Annotated in this window: 24 protein-coding genes; 11 read left to right on the top strand and 13 right to left on the bottom strand. The window is 60.0% G+C overall.

Annotated features, from left to right (window positions below; translation table 11 throughout):
* Positions 1–24 precede the first annotated feature (24 nt).
* The 7 genes from gmk to fabD form a co-directional block, all read right to left on the bottom strand.
* Positions 25–687, bottom strand: coding sequence for a guanylate kinase (gene gmk, locus ABOK31_RS04055; protein ID WP_349957845.1), 663 nt, complete (start codon positions 685–687; stop codon positions 25–27).
* Between the two features lie 3 nt (positions 688–690).
* On the bottom strand, positions 691–1,578 hold the full coding sequence (locus ABOK31_RS04050) for a YicC/YloC family endoribonuclease (protein WP_349957844.1): 888 nt from the start codon (positions 1,576–1,578) through the stop codon (positions 691–693).
* A 109-nt stretch (positions 1,579–1,687) separates the two neighbouring features.
* Entirely contained in the window at positions 1,688–2,902 is a 1,215-nt protein-coding gene (gene mltG, locus ABOK31_RS04045; RefSeq protein WP_174174993.1) for an endolytic transglycosylase MltG, read from the bottom strand.
* Between the two features lie 212 nt (positions 2,903–3,114).
* Complete coding sequence (fabF, locus tag ABOK31_RS04040; RefSeq protein ID WP_349957843.1) at positions 3,115–4,377, bottom strand: beta-ketoacyl-ACP synthase II; 1,263 nt, start codon at positions 4,375–4,377, stop codon at positions 3,115–3,117.
* A 114-nt stretch (positions 4,378–4,491) separates the two neighbouring features.
* Entirely contained in the window at positions 4,492–4,728 is a 237-nt protein-coding gene (locus ABOK31_RS04035) for an acyl carrier protein (RefSeq protein ID WP_004122114.1), read from the bottom strand.
* Between the two features lie 286 nt (positions 4,729–5,014).
* Positions 5,015–5,752, bottom strand: coding sequence for a 3-oxoacyl-[acyl-carrier-protein] reductase (gene fabG, locus ABOK31_RS04030; protein ID WP_349957842.1), 738 nt, complete (start codon positions 5,750–5,752; stop codon positions 5,015–5,017).
* Between the two features lie 24 nt (positions 5,753–5,776).
* Positions 5,777–6,721, bottom strand: coding sequence for an ACP S-malonyltransferase (fabD, locus tag ABOK31_RS04025; RefSeq protein WP_349957841.1), 945 nt, complete (start codon positions 6,719–6,721; stop codon positions 5,777–5,779).
* 195 nt (positions 6,722–6,916) lie between these two features.
* On the opposite strand from fabD, the gene ABOK31_RS04020 reads away from it, so the two are divergent.
* Together ABOK31_RS04020 and ABOK31_RS04015 are read left to right on the top strand one after the other, a co-directional pair.
* Positions 6,917–7,960: an aldo/keto reductase gene (locus ABOK31_RS04020; RefSeq protein ID WP_174174180.1), complete on the top strand. Its 1,044-nt coding sequence runs from the start codon at positions 6,917–6,919 to the stop codon at positions 7,958–7,960.
* Positions 7,961–8,105: 145 nt separating this feature from the next.
* Positions 8,106–8,594, top strand: a complete 489-nt coding sequence (locus ABOK31_RS04015; RefSeq protein WP_349957840.1) for an AAA family ATPase — start codon at positions 8,106–8,108, stop codon at positions 8,592–8,594.
* Between the two features lie 43 nt (positions 8,595–8,637).
* Here ABOK31_RS04015 and ABOK31_RS04010 read toward each other — a convergent pair whose 3' ends face one another.
* Positions 8,638–9,384, bottom strand: a complete 747-nt coding sequence (locus ABOK31_RS04010) for a phosphoglycerate mutase family protein (RefSeq protein ID WP_349957839.1) — start codon at positions 9,382–9,384, stop codon at positions 8,638–8,640.
* A gap of 390 nt (positions 9,385–9,774) precedes the next feature.
* Here ABOK31_RS04010 and rpsF point away from each other — a divergent pair, with 390 nt between their 5' ends.
* The 4 genes from rpsF to rplI all read left to right on the top strand — a co-directional run bounded on the left by rpsF (position 9,775) and on the right by rplI (position 12,229).
* Positions 9,775–10,221: a 30S ribosomal protein S6 gene (rpsF, locus tag ABOK31_RS04005; RefSeq protein WP_015339354.1), complete on the top strand. Its 447-nt coding sequence runs from the start codon at positions 9,775–9,777 to the stop codon at positions 10,219–10,221.
* 12 nt (positions 10,222–10,233) lie between these two features.
* Positions 10,234–10,482 (top strand): 30S ribosomal protein S18, encoded by a 249-nt coding sequence (rpsR, locus tag ABOK31_RS04000; RefSeq protein WP_004122103.1) that lies wholly within the window; start codon positions 10,234–10,236, stop codon positions 10,480–10,482.
* 167 nt (positions 10,483–10,649) lie between these two features.
* Positions 10,650–11,630: a DUF2232 domain-containing protein gene (locus tag ABOK31_RS03995; RefSeq protein WP_174174177.1), complete on the top strand. Its 981-nt coding sequence runs from the start codon at positions 10,650–10,652 to the stop codon at positions 11,628–11,630.
* A 20-nt stretch (positions 11,631–11,650) separates the two neighbouring features.
* On the top strand, positions 11,651–12,229 hold the full coding sequence (gene rplI, locus ABOK31_RS03990; protein WP_174174176.1) for a 50S ribosomal protein L9: 579 nt from the start codon (positions 11,651–11,653) through the stop codon (positions 12,227–12,229).
* 93 nt (positions 12,230–12,322) lie between these two features.
* Here the strand turns inward: rplI and ABOK31_RS03985 are convergent, their stop codons facing one another.
* Genes ABOK31_RS03985 through ABOK31_RS03975 form a run of 3 tightly spaced genes read right to left on the bottom strand, consistent with a single transcriptional unit; the run spans position 12,323 to position 15,506 of the window.
* A complete protein-coding gene (locus tag ABOK31_RS03985; RefSeq protein ID WP_349957838.1) occupies positions 12,323–13,390 on the bottom strand; it encodes an HlyD family secretion protein in 1,068 nt (355 codons plus the stop codon).
* 17 nt (positions 13,391–13,407) lie between these two features.
* Positions 13,408–15,054: an MFS transporter gene (locus ABOK31_RS03980; RefSeq protein WP_349957837.1), complete on the bottom strand. Its 1,647-nt coding sequence runs from the start codon at positions 15,052–15,054 to the stop codon at positions 13,408–13,410.
* An 8-nt stretch (positions 15,055–15,062) separates the two neighbouring features.
* On the bottom strand, positions 15,063–15,506 hold the full coding sequence (locus ABOK31_RS03975; protein ID WP_349957836.1) for a MarR family transcriptional regulator: 444 nt from the start codon (positions 15,504–15,506) through the stop codon (positions 15,063–15,065).
* Positions 15,507–15,855: 349 nt separating this feature from the next.
* On the opposite strand from ABOK31_RS03975, the gene ABOK31_RS03970 reads away from it, so the two are divergent.
* Positions 15,856–17,352, top strand: coding sequence for a replicative DNA helicase (locus tag ABOK31_RS03970; RefSeq protein ID WP_349957835.1), 1,497 nt, complete (start codon positions 15,856–15,858; stop codon positions 17,350–17,352).
* Between the two features lie 105 nt (positions 17,353–17,457).
* On the opposite strand, the gene ABOK31_RS03965 is transcribed toward ABOK31_RS03970, so the two are convergent.
* Positions 17,458–17,955 (bottom strand): N-acetyltransferase, encoded by a 498-nt coding sequence (locus tag ABOK31_RS03965; RefSeq protein WP_349958849.1) that lies wholly within the window; start codon positions 17,953–17,955, stop codon positions 17,458–17,460.
* Positions 17,956–18,188: 233 nt separating this feature from the next.
* On the opposite strand from ABOK31_RS03965, the gene alr reads away from it, so the two are divergent.
* Positions 18,189–19,352: an alanine racemase gene (gene alr, locus ABOK31_RS03960; protein ID WP_349957834.1), complete on the top strand. Its 1,164-nt coding sequence runs from the start codon at positions 18,189–18,191 to the stop codon at positions 19,350–19,352.
* Between the two features lie 46 nt (positions 19,353–19,398).
* On the opposite strand, the gene ABOK31_RS03955 is transcribed toward alr, so the two are convergent.
* Positions 19,399–20,034 (bottom strand): LysE family translocator, encoded by a 636-nt coding sequence (locus tag ABOK31_RS03955; protein ID WP_349957833.1) that lies wholly within the window; start codon positions 20,032–20,034, stop codon positions 19,399–19,401.
* Between the two features lie 153 nt (positions 20,035–20,187).
* Between ABOK31_RS03955 and radA the strand changes: the two genes are divergently transcribed.
* From radA to purF, 3 genes are all read left to right on the top strand, one after another.
* Complete coding sequence (radA, locus tag ABOK31_RS03950) at positions 20,188–21,591, top strand: DNA repair protein RadA (RefSeq protein WP_174174169.1); 1,404 nt, start codon at positions 20,188–20,190, stop codon at positions 21,589–21,591.
* 91 nt (positions 21,592–21,682) lie between these two features.
* Complete coding sequence (locus tag ABOK31_RS03945; RefSeq protein ID WP_075852151.1) at positions 21,683–22,303, top strand: CvpA family protein; 621 nt, start codon at positions 21,683–21,685, stop codon at positions 22,301–22,303.
* A gap of 164 nt (positions 22,304–22,467) precedes the next feature.
* Complete coding sequence (gene purF, locus ABOK31_RS03940) at positions 22,468–23,952, top strand: amidophosphoribosyltransferase (RefSeq protein WP_349957832.1); 1,485 nt, start codon at positions 22,468–22,470, stop codon at positions 23,950–23,952.
* Positions 23,953–24,018 lie beyond the last annotated feature (66 nt).

Here is a 24,018-nt window from a genome sequence, read left to right as displayed (position 1 = left end):
CGGAACCGGAGCACCCGGCCGATATTAAAGCTTAGGTGTCTCTTCCAGCAGGTCCCGAACGAAATCGAACATGCCATGCCGCCGGTCGCGGCGAAGACGCTCAGCCTTGACGATCGACTGGACGGCGTCGAAGGCGACATTCAGGTCGTCATTGACAATGACATAGTCATACTCCCGCCAATGGCCGATCTCGGCCCGCGAATTGGCGAGACGCATGGCGATCACCTCTTCGGAATCCTCAGCGCGGCGATGCAGACGCGATTGCAGCTCGGTCATCGTCGGCGGCAGCACGAAGATCGAGACCACATCGGCCGGCATCTTTTCCTGAAGCTGCTGGGCACCCTGCCAGTCGATGTCGAAGAGCATGTCGCGACCGTCAGCCATGGCGGTTTCAACCGGTTCGCGCGGCGTGCCGTAGAAATTGCCGTGGACTTCAGCCCATTCCAACAGCGAGTCGGAATCGCGAAGGCGCTCGAATTCACGCTGCGAGACGAAATGATAGTGCACGCCTTCGATCTCGCTCGGGCGCCGCTGCCGCGTCGTGACGCTGACCGATAGGCTCACCTGCTTGTCCTTGTCGAGCAGGGTGCGCGCGATCGTCGACTTGCCAGCGCCCGATGGCGAAGAGATGGCCAGCATCAAGCCCCGGCGGGCGATCGGGATGGATGTGGATGTCGCCGGCTTCATGGCCTACTCCAAATTCTGGACCTGTTCGCGGAACTGGTCGATGACTACCTTCAGTTCGATGCCGGCAGTAGTAACGGCAGCGGCATTCGATTTCGAACAGATAGTATTCGATTCCCGGTTAAATTCCTGTGCAAGAAAATCGAGCTTGCGGCCGACAGGCCCGCCCTTGGACATCAGATCGCGCGCAGCCGCCACATGCGCCTTCAGGCGATCGATCTCTTCGCGCAGATCGGCCTTGGTGGCAAGCAGAGCAGCCTCCGCATGCAGCCGGTCCCGATCGAGGCCGGACGTGCCGTCCAGAAGCATCGAAACCTGCGTCGCCAGCCTTGCGGCGATTTCCTGCGGCGAACGGGAGGGGTCGCGCTCGACCGTCGAAGTCAGCGCCTCGATCGTTGCGACATGACCGAGCAGAACCTTGCAGAGTGCATCGCCTTCCTGCCGGCGCATATCGCGGAGATCGCCGAGTGCCGCCTCAAGACCGACCATGATATCGGCATCGCGCGCGGCGACGGCATCCTCATCCTCTTCGGCTTCCTTGAATTCCACCAGGCCGCGTACGGCCATCAGGCTTTCCAGCCGCAGCGGAGCGGGATCGACGATACCAGCAAGCTGATCTCGCAGCGCCAGGACCGCCGCCAGCGCATCCTGGTTCACGACCACCTCGACACGGCTCTCTTCGACTGACAGTGACAGGCTGACCTGTAGATTACCGCGTGAGAGCCGATCCGCAATCGACTTGCGGACATCAGCTTCGAGGCGTTCCATGCCCGGCGGCAAGCGCAAGCGGATATCCAACCCCTTGCCGTTTACCGAACGCAGTTCCCATGCCCAGCGGCCACGACCACTCGTTCCCTCACGCCGGGCAAAGCCGGTCATGGACTGCAATGCCATGCAAGCCTCCGATAGTTCCTATCCCCAATCCATCGAAAATCTTCGGATTATGGGCCAATGTAAAGTGAATCCGCGCCGGACTCCTATGCAGACCACGGCGCGGTGAGGATTAGTTGGTCTTTTTCTTCTGCTGCGTGCCCGAGCCAGGGGCTACGGCAGCATCGTCGGGCTGGCCATCAACGGCAATGGCGCTCGGATCTTCACCCTTCTCGGCAACCAGCTTGCGCCAGCGTCTGACATTGGCATTGTGCTCGTCCAGCGTCGCGGCGAAAACATGCCCGCCCGTGCCGTCAGCCACGAAATAGAGGTCCTGCGTCTTCCAGGGGTTGGCGACAGCCTCCAGCGCATCTTTGCCCGGATTCGCGATCGGCGTCGGCGGCAAGCCCTTGATAAGATAGGTATTATAAGGCGTGTCCTTCTTCAGGTCGGACTGATAGATCGGGCGATCGGATGGCTTTCCTTCACCACCGAAGAGACCATAGATGACCGTGGGGTCAGACTGCAGGCGCATGCCCTTGCCCAGCCGGTTCAGAAAGACGGAAGCGACATGGGCGCGCTCGTCCGCCAGGCCGGTTTCCTTCTCCACGATGGAAGCCAGCGTGATGAAATCCTGCTTGTTCGCCAGCTGAACGCTCGAATCGCGCTTCTCCCAGATCTGATCGACCAGCTTCGTCTGTGCCGCCGCCATCTGCTGGATGATTTCGGTGCGCTTGGTGCCGCGCGTGAATTTATAGGTGTCCGGTCTCAGGCTGCCTTCCGGCGGCAAGGCCGACGGCAAATCACCCTCCAGCACGACATCGGCCTGCAGCTTGTTGAACATCTGCCGCACCGTAAGCCCTTCCGGCAAAGTAACCGAATAGAGGATCGACTTGCCGGACTTCAGCAGTTCCATGATATCCTTCATGGAGGCGCCGGCCTTGATCTCATATTCGCCGGCGCGGAGCGTTTCACCGTCACGCAGATAGGTGGCCGTCAGCCAGCGGAAGATACGCTGATCCGTGATGATGTTATTGGATTCAAGCCGATTGGCGATCTCGCTAAGACCGGCACCATTGCGCACGATGAAATTGGTATTGGTCGTCAGTGGGCCGGAACCCTGATAGATCGAAAACGCGTAGTAAGCGCCTCCGATGGCGGCAACGGCGACAAAAACCGCCAGCGTCATCAGGAAGTTCAGGAAGATAACCATCTGGCTGCGGGCTTTGCGCGAACGCTTCGGCGGATCCGGAACACGCTCCGGGCGCAGGGCTTCATTGGCCGATTTCGGGATAATCGGTCCCTTCTGCCCGTTCGGAGTTCCGTTGCTCTGGTTCGTATCGCTCACCGGCAATCCCTTCCCTTTTGTCATTGCCTGCTCTTTGGCCAAGCAATGCGGCAAAAAGCAGGTTCAGAAGATAAGGCGGAGCTGCAGGCTCCGACTTCGACCGATCAGGCGTTCCCGCACCGCATTCCCGAAAAGACGAAGGCGCAGCAACAATCAAGGATGCGGGCGAGATTGCCGCAAGGCACCCTCGCCCTAACCGTTACGCGTTGTTATTAAGCCTCATAGCGGCGCAGGACAAGCGACGCATTCGTGCCGCCGAAGCCAAAAGAGTTCGACAGCGCGACGTTGATTTCGCGCTTACGGGCCTTGTGCGGAACGAGATCGATAGCGGTCTCGCGCTCCGGATTATCCAGGTTGAGCGTCGGTGGGGCGATATTGTCGCGAATGGCGAGCGTGGTGAAAATCGCCTCGATGGCGCCGGCAGCTCCGAGAAGATGGCCCGTCGCCGACTTGGTGGACGACATGGAGATTCTTGGCGCCGCATCGCCGACCAGTCGTTCGACTGCGCCGAGTTCGATCGTGTCGGCCATGGTCGATGTGCCATGCGCGTTGATATAGTCGATGTCAGCCGCTGTCAGGCCCGCACGCTTCAGGGCCGAAGTCATGCAGCGGAATGCGCCCTCGCCGTCCTCCGAGGGAGCGGTGATGTGATGGGCATCGCCCGAAAGGCCGTATCCCACAACTTCGGCGTAGATCTTTGCACCGCGGGCCTTGGCGTGTTCCAGCTCTTCAAGAACGACAACACCGGCGCCCTCGCCCATGACGAAGCCGTCACGGTCGCGGTCATAGGGGCGCGAAGCCTTCTGCGGCGTATCATTGAAGTCCGTCGACAGCGCCTTGCAGGCAGCGAAGCCCGCAAGCGAAATACGGCAGACCGGAGCTTCGGCACCGCCTGCCACCATGACATCGGCATCACCGAGCATGATCAGCCGGGCGGCATCGCCGATCGCATGTGCACCGGTGGAACATGCGGTGACGACGGCATGGTTCGGGCCGCGCAGCTTATGGCGGATCGAGACCTGACCGGATACGAGATTGATGAGGCGACCGGGGATGAAGAAGGGCGAAATGCGGCGTGGACCCTTGTCGCGCAGCGTATAGCCGGCTTCGACGATGCCTTCGAGGCCGCCAATGCCCGAGCCGATCATGACGCCCGTGGCGATCTGATCCTCATCCGTTTCCGGATGCCAGTGGGCGTCGGCCAGCGCCATATCGGCAGCCGCCATGCCATAGATGATGAAGGGATCGACCTTGCGCTGTTCCTTCGGCTCCATCCAATCATCAGCATTGAAGGTGCCATCGGTGCCGTCGCCGACAGGAATGCGGCAGGCAATCTTTGCAGCGAGGTCCTCGACCTCGAATTCGGTCACGCGGCGTGCACCATTGTGCCCAGCGAGCAAACGCGTCCAGGACACCTCCGTGCCACAGCCCAAAGGTGATACCATGCCGGTACCCGTGATAACGACACGTCTCATCGCCCGCAGACCCCCGTCTTTTTATGATGATATGCGTATAAATATGCTTCGTCCGGCTTCGCCGGACGAAATAGGGCGGACTCTTCAGCCCGCCCCTTCAAAAAGCGCGAAAGATTAGGCCTGAGCCTTCTCAATGAACTTTACCGCGTCGCCGACCGTCAGGATCGAGTCAGCAGCGTCGTCCGGGATTTCAACGCCGAATTCTTCTTCGAAGGCCATGACCAGTTCGACGGTGTCGAGCGAGTCCGCACCCAGATCGTCGATGAAGCTTGCGCTTTCAACAACCTTGTCGGCGTCAACGCCAAGATGATCAACAACAATTTTCTTTACGCGTTCTGCGATATCGCTCATGTCGGTTTCCTCGACCTTATATCCTGATGAGAATGCCTTATGACATCCCTACCCTAATTCAAACCTGCAGCATCTGTTCCGACGCCGCTGGCAAACCCGTTCAACCCGGCATTGAGATCCGGTCCAGCGCCTTGAATGTGGCCCAGTCCGCCTGAATTTTCCGGACGACTGTTCACAGTCATGGCCCGCTTAACACGGTTTAAGTCCGTCGCAAAGCCAGAAAATAGCCGGCTCCGGGTTGCTCAACATGCTATTGGAGGGAAAGTTCCCTTCAACAGCAATTCCTTTAGATCATAGCCATGCCGCCGTTGACATGGATCGTCTGGCCCGTGACATAGCTTGCTTCCGAGGAAGCGAGATAGGCGACGGCGGAAGCAACTTCCGCGCCCGTGCCCATGCGCTTCATGGGAATGGCGCCCATGATGGCTTCCTTCTGCTTGTCGTTCAGCTTGCCCGTCATCGCGCTTTCGATGAAGCCAGGCGCAACGCAGTTGACCGTGACGTTGCGGGTGGCGATTTCCTGCGCCAGCGACTTGGTGAAGCCGATCATCCCAGCCTTGGAAGCACAGTAGTTCGCCTGGCCGGGATTGCCGGTGACGCCAACGACAGAGGTGATGTTGATGATGCGGCCGTAGCGGCGGCGCATCATCGGATGGGTCAGCTCGCGCGTCAGGCGGAAGACGGCGGTCAGATTGACTTCCAGCACGGCGTCCCAGTCTTCGTCGCTCATGCGAACGAAGAGGCCGTCCTTGGTGATGCCGGCATTGTTGACGAGAATATCGACGCCGCCGAGCTCCTCTTCCGCCTTGGCGCCGAGCGCCTTCACCTCGTCGCGATCCGACAGGTTGGCCGGGAAGATCTTGACGCGATCGCCGAGTTCGGAAGCCAGCGCCTCCAGCTTTTCGACGCGCGTACCGTGCAGGCCGACAATGGCGCCCTGCTTATGCAGGAGCCGGGCAATTTCTTCGCCGATGCCACCGGATGCACCGGTTACCAGGGCCTTGCGGCCGGTCAAATCAAGCATGTTTGTCCCTCGTTCCTTAATCTATTAGCCGAGCAAGGCGGCGAGCGCCGTGTCGATATCCGCAGCATTGTTGACGGCGATGCCATTGACCGTCTTGTCGATACGACGCGCAAGGCCCGTCAACACCTTGCCGGCGCCAATTTCATACAATGTTGTCACGTTCTTGGCGGCAAACCATTCCACCGTCTCGCGCCAGCGCACCTGGCCGGTGACCTGCTCGACGAGAAGCTTAGCGATTTCCTCTGCGTCCGTGACTGGAGCGGCCCGGACGTTGGCGATGACGGGCACAACCGGATTGGCCTTGGCAACGCCGGCAAGCGCCTCGCGCATGGCGTCGGCGGCCGGCGCCATCAGCGTCGAATGGAAGGGAGCGGAAACCGGCAGCAGGATCGCGCGCTTGGCGCCCTTGGCGGTCGCAAGCTCGGCAGCCTTTTCGACCGAAGCCTTCTCGCCGGAAATGACGATCTGGCCGCCGCCATTGTCGTTGGCGATCTGGCAGGCGCCGAGCGCGGATGCTTCAGCACAGACAGCAATGACATCGGCATGTTCGAGCCCGATGATTGCCGCCATGGCGCCGACGCCGACGGGCACCGCCGCCTGCATGGCGTTGCCGCGGATGCGCAGCAGGCGTGCCGTGTCGGCAAGCGAGAAGGTGCCGGCGGCACAGAGAGCGGAATATTCGCCGAGCGAGTGGCCGGCGACATAGGCGACCTTGCTCTTCAGATCGAGGCCACGCGCCTGCAGAACACGGATGACGGCCATCGATACCGCCATCAGCGCCGGCTGCGCATTGGCCGTGAGGGTCAGCGTCTCTTCCGGGCCGGTGAAGATGATGTCGGAGAGCTTTTCACCGAGCGCTTCATCGACTTCCTCAAAGACGGCACGCGCCTCGGCGAAATTGTCGGCAAGGTCCTTGCCCATGCCAACGGCTTGGCTGCCCTGGCCGGGAAATGTGAAAGCAACAGTCATTATAAAGCGTCCTTTTGGGGGTCGTTTTGCTTCCCAATGACATTGTTTGCGGCGGAGTCAATAGTGCAAGCCCCGCAGCCACAGGCTTTTGCGCCCGCGAAACGCAATGATTTTTTTCTTGCGCTCGCTCAGATGAGGCCTAAATTCTCGCGACCTCATTCATTTTGGCTTTCTCCCATCTCCCAAGGTTTTCCCATGAAATATAAGAATTTAGGCCGCACCGATATTTCCGTTTCGCAGATTTGCCTGGGCACAATGACCTGGGGCACGCAGAACAGCGAAGCCGAAGCCCATGAGCAGATGGACTACGCCGTTCATAAGGGCATCAATTTCTTCGACACCGCAGAAATGTATCCGACGACGCCGGTGGGACCGGAAACTCAAGGCCGCACGGAGGAATATATCGGAACCTGGTTCGAGAAGACCGGCAAGCGCAAGGATGTCGTGCTCGCCACCAAGGTTGCCGGCCCGGGCCGCGAATATCTGCGCGGCGGACAGGGTCCGGATGCCGCCAATATCAATGCAGCTGTTGATGCCAGCCTGAAGCGGCTGAAGACCGATTACATCGACCTCTATCAGATCCACTGGCCAAACCGCGGCCATTTCCATTTCCGCCAGAACTGGCGCTATAACCCCTTCAACCAGGATCGCGAAAAGGCGATTGCCGATATCACCGAGATCCTGGAGACGATGGGCGAACTGGTAAAGGCCGGCAAGATCCGCGCTATCGGCCTTTCGAACGAAACGACCTGGGGCATCCAGAAATATCTTACCATTGCCGAGCAGAAGAGCCTGCCGCGTGTCGCCACCACGCAGAACGAGTACAACCTGCTCTACCGGCATTTCGACCTCGATCTGGCCGAGCTTTCGCATCACGAAGATGTCGGTCTGCTCGCCTATTCGCCACTCGCCGGCGGCATCCTCACCGGCAAATATGTCGGCGGCGCCCGCCCGGCCGGCTCGCGCGGCTCGATCAACCAGGACATCGGCGGCCGCCTGCAGCCGCTGCAGGAACCGCCGGTAAAGGCCTATCTTGAAATCGCCGCCAAATACGGCATCGACCCGTCGAAGCTGGCGCTGGCCTACTGCCTGACCAAGCCCTTCATGGCCTCGGTCATCATCGGTGCGACGACGATGCCGCAGCTCGAGACCGATATCGCTTCAGCTTATGTGACGCTGCCGGAAGAGGCATTGGCCGAGATCGAGCAGGTGCACCGCAAGTATCCGATGCCGATGTGAGGCCTCAGAGCGGCAACTCGGTAACGGATACCATCGAGCGAACCAACGCGACCTTCGACTAACTGGAGCTACCCGCCGTCTTCGGCGGGATGGCCCTGCAGCCACCAACGCCATAACCGGAACTCGTTTATCCGGGAGCAATGGGATGGGTATCAGAAACTATTTGATCGAGGGCGTTTCCGGCACCGGCAAGACATCGGTCTGTCGCGCGCTGCAGCGGCGCGGTTTTCATGCCATCAATGGTGATACCGATTTGGCTTATCAGGGCGATCCCGAAACGGGGGAGCCTCTGGATGGACTTGCCCATGAGCACCATATTTGGGACGTGGACAAGGTCAAAGCACTGGTGGCTGACCAAGGCCATGCTGTGTCGTTTTTCTGCGGCGGCTCCAGGAATTTCCCCAGCTTCATTCATCTGTTCGATCAGGTTTTTGTTCTCGAGGTCGATCTTGACACTTTGACCCGACGGCTTGCCCAGAGGCCGGAAAACGAGTGGGGTGGAAGACCTGCCGAACGGCAGTTCATCGAGCGATTGCACGCAACGAAAGAAGATGTCCCAGCAAACGGCGTCGTCATCGATGCGACTGCACCGCTTGAACGTGTCGTGGCCGAGATTCTGGAAAAATGCAACTAAGCCGCATCCACTAAAAGAAGAGCGGAAAGCGGTCTGCCAATCTCTACTGCTCCGCCTTCGGCGCAATCGCCAATTCGGAGCCATGGGCTTCACGCAGCTCCTCCTGCCCTTTCACCCGGTCCGCGGACTTGTGAAGCAGGATCGATCGGTAGCCTTCCGAACTGCTTCCCTCGATCAAGGTCACATCGGCGTTGCCCGGATTACTCGACTGCTCGAACCAATCGACCGGGTGATGCAGGAAGTTCATCTCGAAGGCCCTGTTGGTGACGCCATGGCCGACGATGATGACACTGTTCCTGCCGTTTTCGGCATCGTGCATGACGGTCTGGAGGAACAGACGGACGCGCTGAGCGACATCGGCGCGGCTCTCGCCATCTGGCGGACGCGCATAGAACTTGCCGTTATTGTTGCGCAGCCTTGCCCATTTTTCGAATTCATCGGGGAATTTCCGCTTCTGTTCGGCATGATCGTAGATTTCGGTGAAGAGCCCGAAATCCTGTTCGCGCAGCAGATAATCCTCCCTCACGTCCCTGATCAGATCAACCGGCAAGACCCCCAGCAAGGCATCCTTGCTCTGGCGCGTCCTCAGGAAGGGCGAATACCAGACGCTCAGCTTGCGCAATTCGGTTGATGGCAGCCCTTTCAGATAGGCTGATATCGCCTCCCCTGCCTCCAGCACCTGCCGATAACCCCACTCGGTCAACGGCACATTGTGATCGCCGAACTGCCGATAGGCCCGGTCATCGATATTGCCAAGGGATTCGCCGTGCCGAACGAGAAAGATGCGCATGAACCATCCCTATTGCTGCAATTCGCCTCTTATCATATGGGAGAGCGCGGCGGGTGCAACGCTGCGGCAGGCCGGGGCTCACGATTTGGCCCGGGCATCGACGCCGCTTCCGAGCAAAACGGCATAATTTCGCTCGCACCCTTGCCTTTCGGAGAAAAATCCGTATAAGCCGCCCTGTTCGCAACCCGGTCTTCTGGCTGGTGGCTGAACGGAGGGCCGGTTTTTCGCAAGAAGAATCGTCGGAACGGAAGCGTTCCAGCCTCCCGTGTCTCCGCTCTCGACCGTCTCGGAAACGCTTTTCTTGCTTGGGTTTACCCTCTCAGGAGCAGTCGTTGAGGCTTAGCCGCCGAATATCGGGTTCAGATCAACGCAAGAAAGGCAAAGCTATCCATGGCTCTTTACGAACATGTATTCCTTGCCCGGCAGGATATTTCCGCTCAGCAGGTCGACGCCCTCGTAGAACAGTACAAGGGTGTCATCGAAGCTCATGGCGGTAAAGTCGGGCGTATCGAAAACTGGGGCCTCAAGTCCCTCACCTACCGCATCAAGAAGAACCGCAAGGCTCACTACGCCCTGATGGACATCGATGCTCCGGCCGCTGCGATCCAGGAAATGGAACGCCAGATGCGCATCAGCGAAGACGTCCTGCGTTACATGACGATCGCTGTCGAGAAGCACGAAGACGGCCCGTCGGCCATGATGCAGAAGCGCGACCGTGACGACCGTCCGCGCCGCGATGGCGACCGTCCGGAGCGTAGCTTCGGCGATCGTGGTCCGCGCCCGGATCGTGGTGACCGCGAAGATCGTCCGCGCCGTCCGCGCGAAGACCGCGTATAAGGAGATTTGAGAATGTCTGAAGTTTCCTCCGCACCGGTCCGCCGTCCGTTCCATCGCCGCCGCAAGACCTGCCCGTTCTCGGGCGCCAATGCGCCGCGCATCGACTACAAGGACGTCCGTCTCCTGCAGCGCTACATTTCCGAGCGCGGCAAGATCGTTCCGTCCCGCATCACGGCCGTTTCCCAGAAGAAGCAGCGCGAACTCGCCCAGGCGATCAAGCGCGCCCGTTTCCTCGGCCTGCTGCCCTACGTCGTCGCCTAATAGCGACCGACGCAGAATGAATTAAGAGGGAAGGCAGCGATGCCTTCCCTTCTCCCTTTCGCGATGGGCGCGGATCGGAACCTTGAAACCCCATGTTGGGGATAAGCTTTCAGGCCCGTGTGGCGAAGGCATCCTCTAACTGCTCGATCATGAAGCAGGACAGCGACGTGAAGAAGTTGAACGCAAAAGAGCTTGGCATCGGCGCGCTCGCCGGTCTGACCGCCGCCCTACTCGTGTATGGCGCGACGGTGCAGCCATTGCTGTTCATCCTGTTCGGCGCGCTTTCCGCTCTTCCGATCCTGATCGTCGGCCTCGGCTGGGGCAATATGGCCGTCATCGTCGCCGTCGCGGCGGCCGGCATCGTCGGCACGATCATCGGGCCCTCGATCTATTTCGGGCTGTTTGTCCTGCTGCTGACGCTGATCCCCGCATGGCTCAGCCATCTCGCCAATCTGGCGCGTCCCGCCTCTGAACTCGGCGGGCCGGATAATCTGATGGCCTGGTATCCGCTCTCCGACATCATGCTGCACCTGTGCGGTCTCGCCGCGGTCGTCATCATCGTCGCCGGCGCGGTCATGGGCTACGGCGCCGATCTCGTGGGCCAGGTCGTCGACGCCTACATCACAGCGGTGAACCAGCAGTCTCCCGATCTTCAACTCAATCCGGTTGCGATCGCGAAGATGAAGTCGCTGATGCTCTACATGATCCCGATCGCCTGGGGCATGATCTGGGTCATGATGCTGCTCGCCGCCTATTATGTCGCGACCCGCATCGTCGCGGCTTCGAGCCACAATCTTCGCCCACGCGAAGATATCCCCTCGGCGCTGCGCATGAACCGCAATGCGATCTTCGTCTTTCTCGTGGCGATCGTCGCCATCTTCTTCGGCGGTGTCCTCGGCCTCATTGCCGCCGCCGTGCTCGGTGCCTTCGGCGCGGGCTTCATCGTTTCCGGCTTTGCATCGCTGCATTACCGGACCCGCGGCAAGGATTGGCGCCTGCCGGTGCTGATCATCTGCTACCTGATGACCTTCCTGCTGACGCTGCCGCTCTTAATCATTCTCGTTCTCGGCCTCTACGATACCCGCAAGGCGATATCGCTCACCCCGAACAAGAATGCCGACACACCCAAACAAGACACGAAAATCTGATATCGAAAGGAACAACGAAAATGGAAGTCATTCTCCTCGAACGCATCTCCAAGCTCGGCCAGATGGGCGAAACCGTCAAGGTTCGTGACGGCTTTGCTCGTAACTACCTGCTGCCGCTTGGTAAGGCACTGCGCGCCAACGCCGCCAACAAGGCCCGTTTCGAAGCCGAGCGCGCCACGCTCGAAGCTCGTAACCTCGAGCGCAAGAGCGAAGCACAGAAGGTTGCCGACGTTCTCGGCGGCAAGTCCTTCATCGTCGTTCGCTCGGCTGGCGAAACCGGCCAGCTCTACGGCTCGGTCGCCGCTCGTGACGTCGTCGAAATCCTCGCTGCCGAAGGCTTCAACATCGGCCGCAGCCAGGTTCACCTGAACACGCCGATCAAGGCCATCGGCCTGCACCAGGTTGCCATCGCGCTTCACTCCGAAGTCGAAATCAACGTCGAGCTCAACGTTGCCCGTTCCGCTGAAGAAGCAGAACGTCAGTCCAAGGGTGAAACCCTCACCTCCGCCGACGCCATCTACGGCGTTGACGAAGACGCTCTGCGTCCGGAAGACTTCTTCGATCCGGAAGCTGAGCGCGACGGCGACGAAGAAGCTTGATCCTCAAGCCTTTTTCGTGATTGCGAATGAAAAAAGCCTGGGTCTTCCGACCCAGGCTTTTTTGTTTGCCTGCAAGGTATAAAGGTCTTTCAATCAGTCACCGGTCTTGGGCTCCGGCAATGCAGCCGAATCCTTGTCGATCGAAACGACGACGGACATGCCGGGCGCCAACTGATCCGCCAGAGGCTGCCCATCCTCGATCTTGACCCTGACGCCGAGACGCTGGGCGACCTTGGTGAAATTGCCTGTGGCGTTGTCGGGTTTGATCACGGCAAATTCCGAGCCCGCAGCTGGAGAGAAACGCTGGATGCGGCCCTTGATCTCGCGATGCCCGAGCGCATCCACGGAGATCGTCGCGGGCTGATCGAGCTTCATGCCGTCAAGTTGCGTTTCCTTGAAATTGGCGATGACCCAGACGTCTTTTGGGACCAGGTTCATCAGCTGCGTGCCGGGCGTCACATATTGGCCGAGGCGCACACCGACTTCCCCGACACGACCGTCCTGCGGCGCCCTGATCGTCGTATTGTCGAGATCGATATCGGCAAGCTGCACGGCAGCCTCCGCACCGCTGACGCCAGCCTCCAGCGAAGCACGGTTGACGATGATCGTCGTCAGGTTCTGCTGCGAGACGTCAAGTGCCGCCTTCGCTTGATTGACCGATGCCTCTGCCTGCTGCAGCGTCGCCTGCGCCTGTTCGGAATCGCTCGTCGTCGACACGCCCCTGGAAACCAGCGTGGTTACGCGATCGGCGGCAAGCTGGGCACGTTTCAGCGCCGCGTTGGCGCTATCGATCTGCGCCTGACTAGAGACGATGCCGGCCTTCGCGGCCTGCTCCTGCTGCTGCGAATTGGCGAGCGCCGCCTTCTGTCCATCCAGCGTGGCGTGCGCCTGCGCCACCTTCTGTTTGTAGATGCGGTTATCGATCTGGGCGAGCACATCGCCCTCCTTCACGAGCTTGTAGTCCTTGATCGGCACGTCGGTGATATAGCCGCTGACCTGCGGGCTGATGGTCGTGACATAGCCTTTGACATAGGCGTCGTCTGTGGTCTCGACCGAGGTTTTGAACGGCGGCAGATGCCATGCATAGAGCACCAGCATGACGCCGCCGACACCGGCGAGAACGGCGATGACTTCGATTGGGGAGCGAACGAGCCTCGACATGGAGCTATTTCATATCCTCATTGGTTAGATGTCACGACCTGCAACCGATCGTCGGCCAGGCGAGCCCTGACGAAGCGGAAGAGAACATGGATTGATAGGCCGGCAAGGGAAAGGAAGGCGATCACGGCGGCGACGAAAAATGCATCCCCATAGGCAAGCATGTTGGCCTCGCGGCTGACCTGCGCGCCGAGTAGCGCCACCCCCTCTCCCTTCAGAAGCGCGCTGTCGCCAATCACTTTGCCATAGGAGGATGAAAGCTGGCTGACGCGCTCGGCCACATGCGGATCGGTCAGCAGCACGCGTTCGGTCAGCACGGCGGAATGGAACTTTTCGCGAATGGTGATCAGCGTACCGTAAAAGGCCGAGCCGATGAGACCACCTATGCTCTGCGTAAAGGTGAAGACGACGAAGAAGGTCACCAGATAAGGCGGCCCTTTGGTGATGGCGGCCTTGAAACCCTCCGACATGGATGGCGGCAGAAAAAGCGCCGCGCCGGCCGCGACCAGCGCCTGGCTGAGATACATCTGCTCGGGACGGGTCAGGTTCGTTACCTGCGAATCCATCAGCGCGCCCACCCCCATCAGGATAAGCGCGACGAACTGGATCTGCCAGCTGAAGCCATAGCTCATGAACACGGTACAGATGAGACCACCGATGACGGAGAAGGCCAGGATGATCCAATAGAGCATGGAGAGCTGATCGTAGAGCAGTCCGACCGCGTTCTGATAAAAGGTCATGACGACCGAAGTCTGCTCGGCCGCAATGATGCGGAAGATCAAAAGGATCGCCGTCAGATGCAGAATTTCCGGCCGAAGCAGCCAGCGAACGTCGATCAGAGGCGTCGAGCGTCTCAATTCGACGACGATGGCGATGGTCAGGGACGCGACGGCAATCGCCAAGACGACCCCGAGCCATGGCACCTCCAGCCACCAGTAGAGGCGCCCGACCGACAGGGCGACAGCCAGACAGCCGAAACCGATCGCCACAAGGAGATAGCTGAAGATATCGCCCAGGACGATGACCTTGACACGCGGCGGCGGCGTCAGCGGCAGCAGGTAGATGATCGGCATGACCAGCAACGCCAATGCCATTTCAAGCGTGTAGAGGCCGCGCCATTCGCCATAATCCAGCAGCGAGGGCGATACGAGGCGAGTGATGGGCGCAGCAAGCAGCGTATTCATCATCGCCAGGCTAACGCCGATCGTCATCTTCTTCGCCGGCTCGAAAGCCTCCAGCATATAAAGGAAGCCGAGCGTCGAGAGCGGTGCGCCGGCGATGCCGCTCAGGAAACGGACGACAATCGCCGAATGCAGATCGGAAACGAAGAGATTGAGCAGCGAGGCGAGCACGAAGCCGAGAATGCTGACCTCGGCGAAATTGCGCACGCCATATTGGAGACGGATCTTCACCAGCGCGATGGCGAGGCTGACATTGGGCGCCATATAGGCGGCGGAGAGCCATGCGGACTCTGTGGTCGTTGCCGCAATGGTTCCCTGGATCTGCGTGAGATTGGCGAAGGCGAGATTGAGACCCAGGCCCTGGGTCAAGAAGAACATGACCGATGCCGCAATATAGAGCGGCACTTTCCAGCCCGGCATAGGCGGTGGAGCGGCAGGAACGGCGTTGGCTTCCGCGTTGGCGACCGGGCCTGGCTCACCGCTCATGCGCTACCTCATGATTTGCCGATATTCTGAAGATTGGCAGTCATGGCGCGGATAACCTTGAGTGCCATGCCGACATCCTCGTCCGAAATCCCTTCCAAGATATCTGCGCGTACACTGGTGGCAAGAGCCTCGACCTCGGCGGCGACGACTTTTCCGGATTCCGTCATGAAAATCTGCTTGGCACGGCGATCGGATATCGCAGCACGGCGCTCGATGAAATTCTGCGCCTCCATGGCATCAAGGATGCGCACGAGCGTCGGCGTTTCCAGCTCCAGCTCGTCGGCAAGCTCCCTCTGGTTGATCCCGTCCCGGCGGGAGAGTTTGCGAAAAACCCTTGCGCGGGAGAGCGTCATGCCGTGTTCGCGAACGAGGGCGTCAAACGCTGCCCTCAGCTTGCGATTGAACGCGGAAAGGTCGTCGAAGAGTTCTTGTCTTGATGGCGCACCTGGCATTATTGCAACTTTATACTATTAGCATCCTACCCTAATTCAAAGGGAATACCCGGATTTTCCCAGTTTTTCAAGCAGGATAGCCGCAACAATTGATGTACACGGCGAAAGACCCGGCTAAAATATTCCCCACGGATGGTTTGCATATGTGATTCGTGTGTCGATCTTTTCGTTGCAAAGTGGCCACAAGAGATTTTTTACGTGGCGGAAATCTGTCCCTGTGGACGAGTGGAAAAACGTTGATAGGCCAGGCCTATTTGCCCCACTCCGGGTGGACACCCATTTGCACGGTTGACCATGACATCGGATCGTCGCAAACCAGTCGACACCCTAAAGCATGAAGAGATGGAAAATGAACGAAGCTGCGCGCAAGCTCGCCGCCATTGCTCCCACCGACCAGCACTATCGCGAAGCGCCCAATAACATCGAGGCGGAACAGGCTCTGCTCGGTGCCATCCTCGTCAATAACGATGCCTATTACCGCGTCTCCGACTTCCTGAAGCCGATTCATCTTTATGAGCCTCTGCACCGAAAGATCTTCGAAGTTGCAGGCGACATCATCCGCATGGGCAAGACGGCGCATCCGGTGACCGTCAAGAGCTTCCTGCCGGCGGACGAGAAGGTCGGCGACATGACGGTTGCGCAATATCTCGCCCGCCTCGCCGTCGAAGCCGTGTCGATCATCAATGCGGAAGACTACGGCCGCGCCATCTATGATCTGGCGCTGCGCCGCGCGCTGATCACCATCGGCGAGGATATGGTCAATATCGCCTATGACGCGCCGCTCGACATGCCGCCGCAGACACAGATCGAGGATACGGAGCGCCGGCTGTTCGAGCTTGCGGAAAACGGCCGCTACGACGGCGGTTTCCAGTCGTTCAACGATGCCGTGGCGCTTGCGATCGACATGGCAGCCGTGGCCAAGGAGCGCGATGGCGGCCTCTCGGGCATCTCCACCGGCATTCATTCGCTGGACAGCAAGATGGGCGGCCTACAGCGCTCCGACTTGATCATCCTTGCCGGTCGTCCCGGCATGGGCAAGACATCGCTTGCCACCAATATCGCCTATAACATCGCCGCGGCCTTCGAAGGCGAAGTGCAGGCAGACGGTTCGACCAAGGCGAAGAACGGCGGCGTCGTCGGCTTCTACTCGCTGGAAATGTCGTCGGAACAGCTCGCCACCCGTATCATCTCCGAGCAGACGGAAGTTTCCTCGTCGAAGATCCGCCGCGGCGACATCAACGATGCCGATTTCGAAAAGCTGGTGGCCTGCTCGATGATGATGCAGAAAGTGCCGCTCTATATCGACCAGACCGGCGGCATCTCCATCGCCCAGCTTTCCGCGCGTGCACGACGCCTGAAACGCCAGCGCGGTCTCGACGTTCTGGTGGTCGACTACGTGCAGCTTATGACCGGCTCGGGAAAGTCGAACGAGAATCGCGTACAGGAAATCACCCAGATCACCACCGGCTTGAAGGCGCTCGGCAAAGAATTGAACGTGCCGATCATCGCGCTCTCCCAGCTCTCGCGTGCGGTCGAAAGCCGCGACGACAAGCGGCCTCAGCTCTCCGACCTTCGTGAATCCGGCTCGATCGAGCAGGACGCTGACGTGGTACTCTTCGTGTTCCGTGAGGAATATTACGTGAAGAACCAGGAGCCGCGCGATCCGAACGATCCGAAATATGGGGAATGGGAAGCCCTGTTCGACCGCGTGAAGGGTACGGCCGACGTCATTATCGCCAAGCAGCGTCACGGGCCGACGGGCACGGTGAAGCTCGCCTTTCAGTCGGAATTCACCCGCTTTGCCGATCTCGCCGATTCCTCGTTCATCCAATATGAGGAACATTGACGGAGGCACTTGGCGGCGCATGGACCCAACCTATGGCAAACGCCATCGGACGGCATCTTTCGGCCTCAAAGTGGCCGATGGCCGCAAGCGGCAATTTCGCAAAGGCTATGGATTTTCAAACGCATCTGCGAAGCGTAGCTCTCCCCTCGGAGCAGGGCCGAAAAAGACGATCCTCTGAACGAAGCGAGGCTCCACGTCCTTATAAGTGAGCTGCCCATCGCTTTCGAAGCCAAAACGGCTGTAGATTTTCGGATTGCCGATGAGCGCTACTCCGGCTGCGCCGCGTTGCTTGAGGGCATCAATCCCCTTGGCGACGAGGGACTTGCCGATACCCGCTCGCTGGCGGTCCGGCTCTACCGCAATAGGCCCAAGTCCAAACCAGCCACCGTGGACAGCATTGATTGTGACCGGAGAGAAAGCAACATGTCCGATGATTGCGCCATTTTCCTCCGCGACCAACGACACTTCAAGGTCGCCGGCCTGTCGAAGCCGGCGTATGATCGGCGCTTCGCTGCCATCGCTGAAGGCCATGGGCTTGAAGGCTCTTACCGTAAGGTCGTTGATTTCCGGCGCGTCTGACGGCTCTTCGTCGCGAATAATTATCATCTTGCAACCACTCGTTAGAGATCACACATGCACATTACGCATTTTCGTATAGGCGGATTTTCGTAGAGCTCGCAATGTCCGCCATCGGCGCGAAACCGCTGCCAAAAATGTAGTGGCAGCTTCTTCCCAATTCCGCATATGTGCGCCGCAGCACTTTTTCTTTTCATCGATGATCATTATCCTGGCCACAACCAAATCACCCCCGGCCACCTCGTTGTTCAGGCAGCTCCATGACAGATACTTTCAATGACGATGATGCTTTTGCTTCTGCCGGTCTGCGGCTGACAGTCGATCTCGGCGCGCTCGTCGAAAACTGGCGCGACCTGGCCCGTCGCTCCGGCAAGGCCCGCACGTCGGCCGTCGTCAAGGCCGATGCCTACGGGCTGGGGATCGAGGATGTCGGCGAAACGCTTTACGCTGCCGGCGCGCGCGACTTCTTCGTCGCTACCGCGGATGAAGGCGCAACCTTGCGGCTCTATGCGCCCGAGGCGCGCATCTTCGTCCTGAGCGGTATTTGGCCCGGCATGGAGCGCCGGTTCTTCGAAAACGATCTCGTGCCCGTCATCGCTTCGGAAGAACAACTGACCTTCTGGATGGCTGTGCTATCGGAATATGGCGATTATCCCTGCGCGCTGCAGGTCGATACGGGCTTCAACCGACTCGGCCTGCCTATGGATGATGCGATCGCGCTTGCCGATGACGTCTCCCGTCCGGCAAGCTTCTCGCCCGTTCTCGTCATGAGCCACCTCGCCTGCGGTGATGATCCCGCCAATGCGATGAACAAGCAGCAACTCGAGGCTTTCCGCAAGGTCAGCACGGCCTTCGAGGGCATCGAAGCGAGCCTTGCCAATTCAGCCGGCATCTTTCTCGGACAGGACTATCATTTCGATCTGACCCGTCCCGGGATCGCGACTTATGGCGGCGAGGCGGTTCCCGGCATGGCCAATCCGATGCGGCCGGTTGCAACGGCGGAAGCGCGGATCATCCAGACGCGCTCGGTCAAGGCAGGCGAAACCGTCGGCTATGGCCGCGCATTACAATTGACCCGAGACAGCCGGCTGGCGGTCGTATCGGCCGGCTATGCCGATGGCTATATGCGCAGTCAGTCGAGCGGCGGCGTGCCGCTGCGCCAAACCGGTATCACCGGCGGTCACGGCTTCATTGCCGGTCACAAGGTGCCTGTTGCCGGCCGCATCACCATGGACCTCACCATTTTCGACGTCACCGACCTGCCTGACAACCTTGTCCGTGCCGGCGACTATATCGAGCTTTTCGGCAATAACGTCTCCGTCGACGAGGCGGCAAGGTCGGCCGGAACGATCGGCTACGAGATGCTGACGAGCATGGGACTGCGGCACGAACGCCGGTATATCTCGGAAGAGACCGAAGAATAGCCCCCGGCTTCCGGCAGGAAGTCGCAGCGCCATTCCTCGAACTGTTTCAGCGATCCATGATCGCCAGCCGGACGCCGAGGGCGACGAACAGCGAGCCGAGACCGCGATCAAGCCACAGGCCGAAGCTGCGATTGCGTCGGAGAACTTCGCTCAGGCGGCCGCCGAGCAGAATGAGCGGCGGCTCGATGAAGGCGGCGACAACGATGATCAGGCTGCCATGCAGTAGCAGCTGCGCCCAGACCGGGCCGGCGCCTTCGACAACGAATTGCGGCAGGAACGCTAGAAAAAAGATCGCGACCTTCGGGTTGAGTAGCGAGACCATGATGCCTTGCCGATAGATGCGGCCAAAGGACAGGGTCTTGCGAGCCTCCTTGATCCATGCCCCCTCGCCCTTCGAGCGCAGCGCCTGGATGCCGAGCCAGATCAGATAGGCCGCACCGACCCATTTGACCGTCGAGAAGGCCAGCGCGGAAGCGGCGAGGATCGCCGACAGGCCGGCAGCCGCCATCAGCACATGCAGACAGGCGCCGCTCCAGATGCCGAACAGCGCCGCAAAGCCGGAGCGCATGCCGCTTCTGATCGTATGGCCGAGAATGAAGGCGATGTCCGGCCCGGGCGACAGATTAAGAAGGATTGCAGCGGTCAGAAACCCGATCCAATGGGCAAACGAATAGTCGAACATCAGTCATCATCCATAAAAACCCGGCATAAGAGCTGCCACGATCACCGCTGATACGGAAATCATTAGTTTTGATGTCTAGTGAAAGACATTATCTGACAGCCGATCGCGATTCGCTGCGAAGAGCGAAGCATTTGAACTTGAGAACAGCATCCGATGGCTAAGGCCCGTACACAATTCATCTGCCAGAACTGCGGCACGGTCCACAATCGCTGGGCCGGCAAGTGCGACAGTTGCGGCGCATGGAACACCATCGTTGAGGAAGATCCGATGGGCGGGATCGGCGGCGGACCGGCAAAGACGCCGCGCAAGGGCAAGCCGGTGACGCTGACAACGCTGTCAGGCGAGATCGAGGAAGCGCCGCGCATCCATACCGGCATATCCGAACTTGACCGCGCGACGGGCGGCGGCTTCGTGCGCGGCTCGGCCGTCCTTGTCGGCGGCGATCCCGGCATCGGCAAGTCGACGCTGCTGATGCAGGCTGCGGCCGCACTCGCTCGGCAAGGACACAAGATCGTCTATGTCTCCGGTGAAGAGGCCGTGGCGCAAGTTCGCCTGCGTGCCCAGAGGCTGAAGGCGGCCGACACAGAAGTACTGCTCGCAGCCGAAACCAATGTCGAGGATATCCTCGCAACGCTCGCCGAAGGCAAGCGGCCGGATCTGGTCATCATCGATTCCATCCAGACGCTCTGGAGCGAGCTTGCCGAATCCGCGCCCGGGACGGTCACACAGGTGCGCACCGGCGTTCAGGCGATGATCCGTTTCGCCAAGCAGACCGGCACGGCGATGGTGCTGGTCGGTCATGTCACCAAGGACGGCCAGATCGCCGGACCGCGCGTCGTCGAGCACATGGTCGATGCTGTCCTTTATTTCGAAGGCGACCGCAGCCATCATTACCGTATCCTGCGCACGGTGAAGAACCGCTTCGGTCCGACCGACGAGATCGGCGTCTTCGAAATGTCCGACGCCGGCCTGCGCGATGTGCCCAATCCATCCGAGCTCTTCCTTGGAGAGCGCAACGAAAAATCGCCGGGAGCGGCTGTCTTTGCCGGCATCGAGGGCACGCGCCCGGTGCTGGTCGAAGTGCAGGCGCTGGTCGCACCGACATCGCTCGGTACGCCGCGCCGCGCCATCGTCGGCTGGGATTCGGCCCGCCTGTCGATGATTCTTGCCGTACTGGAAGCACATTGCGGTGTGCGCCTCGGCCAGCACGATGTTTACCTCAATATCGCCGGTGGCTACCGCATTTCCGAGCCGGCCGCGGACCTTGCCGTCGCTTCTGCACTGGTTTCCTCCTTGGCCGGTCTTGCCCTGCCCGCAGATTGCGTCTATTTCGGCGAAGTCAGCCTGTCGGGCGCCGTCCGGCCGGTTGCGCACACCGCCCAGCGCCTCAAGGAAGCCGAGAAGCTGGGTTTTTCCGCGGCCGTTCTGCCTGCCGCTTCCGCCGACCTGCCGAAGGTCAACGGTGGACGCTGGAGTGAGATCGACAGCCTGCCGGATCTGGTGGCGCGCATTGCCGGATCGAAGGGTGCGCTCAAGCGCGCGGAAGACGAAGACTGAGCCTTACTTCAGCCGTTCTTGGCGAAGAAGAGGCTCATGATTGAGGCCGATGCCGACCATGAGGTCTGGCAAGTCTTGAAGTGGATTATAAATGCCCATTACGATTTTCGACGGTATTGTTATCGGCGTTCTTCTCTTCTCCGCCGTTCTGGCCATGGTTCGCGGTTTTTCGCGCGAAATTCTCTCGATCGTCAGCTGGGGCGGCTCCGCAGTCGCCGCTTACTATCTTTATCCGCTGCTCGTTCCCTATGCCCTGCAATACAAGGCCGACACCAAGATCGCCACGATCGCGTCCGCCGCCGTCATCTTCCTGCTGGCGCTCATCATCATTTCCTTCATCACCATCCGGATTGCCGATTTCATCATCGACAGCCGCATCGGTGCGCTCGACCGCACGCTCGGCTTCCTCTTCGGCGCGGCTCGCGGCCTGCTCCTGATGGTCGTCGTGGTCGCCTTCTGGAACTGGCTGGTGGCACCGGCCGCCCGTCCGGACTGGGTCAACAACGCCAAGTCGAAGCCGTTCCTCGATTCGATGGTCGAGAAGCTGACCGCTGCGCTTCCACAAGACATTCAGGCACGGTTGCCGGCAGAGATCCTCAACAAGATCGCGCCGAACCAGCAACAACAGCAGCAGCAGGGAAGTGGCGACAACGCGACGCCGAACGATACCGCGCCCTCGGATGACGCGCCCGCGCCGCAGACAAACAATTAACGGTGCGTTTACAGGCTTGACCTGCCGCCCGAGAATCGCCATTTGAGCGGCGTGATAATAGAAGATCCGGCCCGATATTTTTTCCGGCTGGATTTTGAGCTATTTTAATGGTCACTCGTGACGCCGCCCCGATCCGCCCACGTTGAGAGCAAAGGCCCGCAGCCATGAACCATTCCGTTTCCTTCGAGGACGATATCGACGGCGACACGCTGCATGAAGAATGCGGCGTCTTCGGCATCCTGGGACACCCGGATGCGGCAACGCTGACGGCGCTCGGTCTGCACGCCCTGCAGCATCGCGGTCAGGAAGCGGCCGGCATCGTCTCCTTCGATGGTCAGCGCTTTCATTCGGAGCGGCGGATGGGCCTGGTCGGCGACCACTACACCGACCCCGCGACGCTTGCTCGCCTGCCCGGCGACCGTTCGATCGGCCATGTGCGCTATTCGACCACGGGCGAAACGATCCTGCGCAACGTCCAGCCGCTGTTTGCTGAGCTGGAAGTCGGCGGCATCGCGATTGCCCATAACGGCAATTTCACCAACGGCCTGACCATGCGCCGGCAGCTGATCGCCGACGGCGCCATCTGTCAGTCGACTTCGGATACCGAAGTCGTGCTGCATCTCATCGCCCGCTCCAAGCATCCCTCCTCCTCAGATCGTTTCATCGATGCCATCAGGCAGATGGAAGGCGGCTATTCCATGCTTGCCATGACGCGCACGAAGCTGATCGCCGCCCGCGACCCGATCGGCATCCGGCCGCTGGTCATGGGTGAGCTCGACGGCAAACCGATCTTCTGCTCGGAAACCTGTGCCCTCGACATCATCGGCGCGAAATACGTCCGCGATGTCGAAAACGGCGAAGTCATCATCTGCGAGATCCAGCCCGACGGCTCGATCACCATTGACGCCCGCAAGCCGGAAGTTTCACAGCCCGAGCGCCTCTGCCTGTTCGAATATGTCTATTTCGCCCGTCCCGATTCCGTGGTTGGCGGCCGCAACGTCTATGTCGCTCGCAAGAACATGGGGATCAATCTCGCCAAGGAAGCGCCCGTCGCGGCCGATGTGGTCGTGCCGGTGCCGGACGGCGGTACGCCTGCTGCCATCGGCTATGCCCAGGCAAGCGGCATTCCCTTCGAGCTCGGCATCATCCGCAACCATTATGTCGGCCGCACTTTCATCGAGCCGACGCAGCAGATCCGCGCCTTCGGCGTGAAACTGAAGCATTCCGCCAACCGCGCCATCATCGAGGGCAAGCGCGTCGTGCTGGTCGACGATTCCATCGTGCGCGGCACGACCTCCGTCAAGATCGTGCAGATGATCCGCGATGCCGGCGCCAGCGAAGTGCATATCCGCGTCGCCAGCCCGATGATCTTCCATCCGGACTTCTACGGCATCGACACGCCGGACGCCGACAAGCTGCTTGCCAACCAGTATAGCAGCCTGCAGGCCATGTGCGATTATATCGGCGCGGACTCGCTGGAGTTCCTCTCGATCGACGGGCTGTACCGGGCAGTCGGCGGCGAGCCGCGTAACAATGCGCAGCCGCAGTTTACCGACCATTACTTCACCGGCGATTATCCGACGCGCCTGCTCGACAAGGAAAGCACCAGCAACGTGCGCAAGCTTTCCGTTCTCGCCAGCAACGGTTGACCTTATAAACGGTTGACCCCAGAAAGGGTAGTGGGGCGTCCTGCTCCTCTCCCTTCGCAACATATC

This window comes from Rhizobium sp. ZPR4 (assembly GCF_040215725.1).
GTDB classification, from domain to species: Bacteria; Pseudomonadota; Alphaproteobacteria; order Rhizobiales; family Rhizobiaceae; genus Rhizobium; species Rhizobium rhizogenes_D.
This window is presented reverse-complemented; position numbering and strand designations above follow the sequence as displayed.

Coding starts and splice junctions, on each gene's coding strand:
- alr (WP_349957834.1), top strand. CDS start 18,189: ATGACAGATACTTTCAATGACGATGATGCTTTTGCTTCTGCCGGTCTG.
- purF (WP_349957832.1), top strand. CDS start 22,468: ATGAACCATTCCGTTTCCTTCGAGGACGATATCGACGGCGACACGCTG.
- rplI (WP_174174176.1), top strand. CDS start 11,651: ATGGAAGTCATTCTCCTCGAACGCATCTCCAAGCTCGGCCAGATGGGC.
- ABOK31_RS03970 (WP_349957835.1), top strand. CDS start 15,856: ATGAACGAAGCTGCGCGCAAGCTCGCCGCCATTGCTCCCACCGACCAG.
- ABOK31_RS03980 (WP_349957837.1), bottom strand. CDS start 15,054: ATGAGCGGTGAGCCAGGCCCGGTCGCCAACGCGGAAGCCAACGCCGTT.
- gmk (WP_349957845.1), bottom strand. CDS start 687: ATGAAGCCGGCGACATCCACATCCATCCCGATCGCCCGCCGGGGCTTG.
- fabG (WP_349957842.1), bottom strand. CDS start 5,752: ATGCTTGATTTGACCGGCCGCAAGGCCCTGGTAACCGGTGCATCCGGT.
- fabD (WP_349957841.1), bottom strand. CDS start 6,721: ATGACTGTTGCTTTCACATTTCCCGGCCAGGGCAGCCAAGCCGTTGGC.
- ABOK31_RS03945 (WP_075852151.1), top strand. CDS start 21,683: ATGCCCATTACGATTTTCGACGGTATTGTTATCGGCGTTCTTCTCTTC.
- ABOK31_RS03955 (WP_349957833.1), bottom strand. CDS start 20,034: ATGTTCGACTATTCGTTTGCCCATTGGATCGGGTTTCTGACCGCTGCA.
- ABOK31_RS04050 (WP_349957844.1), bottom strand. CDS start 1,578: ATGGCATTGCAGTCCATGACCGGCTTTGCCCGGCGTGAGGGAACGAGT.
- rpsF (WP_015339354.1), top strand. CDS start 9,775: ATGGCTCTTTACGAACATGTATTCCTTGCCCGGCAGGATATTTCCGCT.
- ABOK31_RS04020 (WP_174174180.1), top strand. CDS start 6,917: ATGAAATATAAGAATTTAGGCCGCACCGATATTTCCGTTTCGCAGATT.
- radA (WP_174174169.1), top strand. CDS start 20,188: ATGGCTAAGGCCCGTACACAATTCATCTGCCAGAACTGCGGCACGGTC.
- ABOK31_RS04010 (WP_349957839.1), bottom strand. CDS start 9,384: ATGCGCATCTTTCTCGTTCGGCACGGCGAATCCCTTGGCAATATCGAT.
- ABOK31_RS03985 (WP_349957838.1), bottom strand. CDS start 13,390: ATGTCGAGGCTCGTTCGCTCCCCAATCGAAGTCATCGCCGTTCTCGCC.
- ABOK31_RS04035 (WP_004122114.1), bottom strand. CDS start 4,728: ATGAGCGATATCGCAGAACGCGTAAAGAAAATTGTTGTTGATCATCTT.
- fabF (WP_349957843.1), bottom strand. CDS start 4,377: ATGAGACGTGTCGTTATCACGGGTACCGGCATGGTATCACCTTTGGGC.
- rpsR (WP_004122103.1), top strand. CDS start 10,234: ATGTCTGAAGTTTCCTCCGCACCGGTCCGCCGTCCGTTCCATCGCCGC.
- ABOK31_RS03975 (WP_349957836.1), bottom strand. CDS start 15,506: ATGCCAGGTGCGCCATCAAGACAAGAACTCTTCGACGACCTTTCCGCG.
- ABOK31_RS04015 (WP_349957840.1), top strand. CDS start 8,106: ATGGGTATCAGAAACTATTTGATCGAGGGCGTTTCCGGCACCGGCAAG.